A 3463-nucleotide genomic window follows, 5' to 3' on the forward strand; every position below is an offset into this window, starting at 1 on the left:
TCAAAAACGCCTCTGGCGTTGTAAGGTTAAGCCTCACGGGTCATTAGTACCGGTTAGCTCAATGCATCGCTGCACTTACACATCCGGCCTATCAACGTCGTAGTCTTCAACGTCCCTTCAGGACTCTCAAGGAGTCAGGGAGAACTCATCTCGGGGCAAGTTTCGTGCTTAGATGCTTTCAGCACTTATCTTTTCCGCACTTAGCTACCGGGCAATGCCATTGGCATGACAACCCGAACACCAGCGGTGCGTTCACTCCGGTCCTCTCGTACTAGGAGCAACCCCCCTCAATTCTCCAGCGCCCACGGCAGATAGGGACCGAACTGTCTCACGACGTTCTAAACCCAGCTCGCGTACCACTTTAAACGGCGAACAGCCGTACCCTTGGGACCTACTTCAGCCCCAGGATGTGATGAGCCGACATCGAGGTGCCAAACACCGCCGTCGATATGAACTCTTGGGCGGTATCAGCCTGTTATCCCCGGAGTACCTTTTATCCGTTGAGCGATGGCCCTTCCATTCAGAACCACCGGATCACTATGACCTGCTTTCGCACCTGCTCGAGCCGTCACTCTCGCAGTCAAGCTGGCTTATGCCATTGCACTAACCTCCTGATGTCCGACCAGGATTAGCCAACCTTCGTGCTCCTCCGTTACTCTTTGGGAGGAGACCGCCCCAGTCAAACTACCCACCAGACACTGTCCGCAGCCCGGATCACGGGCCTACGTTAGAACATCAAACATTAAAGGGTGGTATTTCAAGGTTGGCTCCACGCAGACTGGCGTCCACGCTTCAAAGCCTCCCACCTATCCTACACATCAAGGCTCAATGTTCAGTGTCAAGCTATAGTAAAGGTTCACGGGGTCTTTCCGTCTTGCCGCGGGTACACTGCATCTTCACAGCGATTTCAATTTCACTGAGTCTCGGGTGGAGACAGCCTGGCCATCATTACGCCATTCGTGCAGGTCGGAACTTACCCGACAAGGAATTTCGCTACCTTAGGACCGTTATAGTTACGGCCGCCGTTTACCGGGGCTTCGATCAAGAGCTTCTCCTTGCGGATAACCCCATCAATTAACCTTCCGGCACCGGGCAGGCGTCACACCGTATACGTCCACTTTCGTGTTTGCACAGTGCTGTGTTTTTAATAAACAGTTGCAGCCAGCTGGTATCTTCGACTGCCTTCAGCTCCATCCGCGAGGGACTTCACCTACCGACAGCGTGCCTTCTCCCGAAGTTACGGCACCATTTTGCCTAGTTCCTTCACCCGAGTTCTCTCAAGCGCCTTGGTATTCTCTACCTGACCACCTGTGTCGGTTTGGGGTACGATTTCGTGTTACCTGGAGCTTAGAGGCTTTTCCTGGAAGCAGGGCATCAGTTACTTCATCACCGTAGTGACTCGTCATCACACCTCAGCGTTAAAAAGAGTCCGGATTTACCTAAACTCTCCGCCTACATGCTTAAACCGGGACAACCGTCGCCCGGATAACCTAGCCTTCTCCGTCCCCCCTTCGCAGTAACACCAAGTGCAGGAATATTAACCTGCTTCCCATCGACTACGCTTTTCAGCCTCGCCTTAGGGGTCGACTCACCCTGCTCCGATTAACGTTGAACAGGAACCCTTGGTCTTCCGGCGAGCGGGCTTTTCACCCGCTTTATCGTTACTTATGTCAGCATTCGCACTTCTGATACCTCCAGCATGCCTCACAGCACACCTTCACAGGCTTACAGAACGCTCCCCTACCCAACAACACATAGTGTCGCTGCCGCAGCTTCGGTGCATGGTTTAGCCCCGTTACATCTTCCGCGCAGGCCGACTCGACCAGTGAGCTATTACGCTTTCTTTAAATGATGGCTGCTTCTAAGCCAACATCCTGGCTGTCTGTGCCTTCCCACATCGTTTCCCACTTAACCATGACTTTGGGACCTTAGCTGGCGGTCTGGGTTGTTTCCCTCTTCACGACGGACGTTAGCACCCGCCGTGTGTCTCCCGTGATAACATTCTTCGGTATTCGGAGTTTGCATCGGGTTGGTAAGCCGGGATGGCCCCCTAGCCGAAACAGTGCTCTACCCCCGAAGATGAGTTCACGAGGCGCTACCTAAATAGCTTTCGGGGAGAACCAGCTATCTCCCGGTTTGATTGGCCTTTCACCCCCAGCCACAAGTCATCCGCTAATTTTTCAACATTAGTCGGTTCGGTCCTCCAGTTAGTGTTACCCAACCTTCAACCTGCCCATGGCTAGATCACCGGGTTTCGGGTCTATACCCTGCAACTTAACGCCCAGTTAAGACTCGGTTTCCCTGCGGCTCCCCTATACGGTTAACCTTGCTACAGAATATAAGTCGCTGACCCATTATACAAAAGGTACGCAGTCACCTAACAAGTAGGCTCCCACTGCTTGTACGTACACGGTTTCAGGTTCTGTTTCACTCCCCTCGCCGGGGTTCTTTTCGCCTTTCCCTCACGGTACTGGTTCACTATCGGTCAGTCAGGAGTATTTAGCCTTGGAGGATGGTCCCCCCATATTCAGACAGGATACCACGTGTCCCGCCCTACTCTTCGAGTTCACAACTTGTGCATCTTCGTGTACGGGACTGTCACCCTGTACCGTCGGCCATTCCAGACCGTTCCACTGACACACAAGCTGATTCAGACTCTGGGCTGCTCCCCGTTCGCTCGCCGCTACTGGGGGAATCTCGGTTGATTTCTTTTCCTCTGGGTACTTAGATGTTTCAGTTCCCCAGGTTCGCCTCGTTAACCTATGTATTCAGTTAACGATGATGCACAGAGTGCACCGGGTTTCCCCATTCGGACATCGTCGGCTATAGCGGTTCATATCACCTTACCGACGCTTTACGCAGATTAGCACGTCCTTCATCGCCTCTGACTGCCAGGGCATCCACCGTGTACGCTTAGTCGCTTAACCTCACAACCCACAGACGTTTTACAACGCATGCAAGTTGCAAGCATTTGAGAGACTCGAACACATCGATAACTTCATTCTTATTACGGAGAATGAATACGACGTGTCGTTTCAATTTTCAGCTTGTTCCGGATTGTTAAAGAGCAAATACTTCGCAACCTACCGTTACCGGTACGTTCTGAAGTATTGTTGAGTCACTGTAATGGTGGAGCTAAGCGGGATCGAACCGCTGACCTCCTGCGTGCAAGGCAGGCGCTCTCCCAGCTGAGCTATAGCCCCATACAGTTACTGCAGAGACCATCTACTACCACTCACCAGGAGTTCCGTTCTTTCAAACGGTAATTTCTTTTCAGGCAAGGCAAAGGGTCGCGACGTATAGTTAACTATACGAGCGGCGCTTTAACGCAGCATGAGAAGAAATTTGGTAGGCCTGAGTGGACTTGAACCACCGACCTCACCCTTATCAGGGGTGCGCTCTAACCACCTGAGCTACAAGCCTGTAGAGGTTTTTTCTGCTCGTTACTTTTCTATCAGACAAT

The 3463-nt window shown here is 52.3% G+C and carries 2 tRNA genes and 1 rRNA gene; all 3 read right to left on the reverse strand.

Going from position 1 to position 3463, the window contains the following annotated elements:
• Positions 1-22 precede the first annotated feature (22 nt).
• Positions 23-2927: ribosomal RNA gene (locus B880_RS0102940) — 23S ribosomal RNA — on the reverse strand.
• 200 nt (positions 2928-3127) lie between these two features.
• Positions 3128-3203: transfer RNA gene (locus B880_RS0102945), tRNA-Ala, on the reverse strand.
• Positions 3204-3346: 143 nt separating this feature from the next.
• Positions 3347-3423 (reverse strand) — tRNA-Ile (locus B880_RS0102950).
• Positions 3424-3463 lie beyond the last annotated feature (40 nt).

Source organism: Pantoea sp. A4 (genome assembly GCF_000295955.2).
Taxonomy (GTDB): Bacteria; Pseudomonadota; Gammaproteobacteria; order Enterobacterales; family Enterobacteriaceae; genus Pantoea; species Pantoea multigeneris.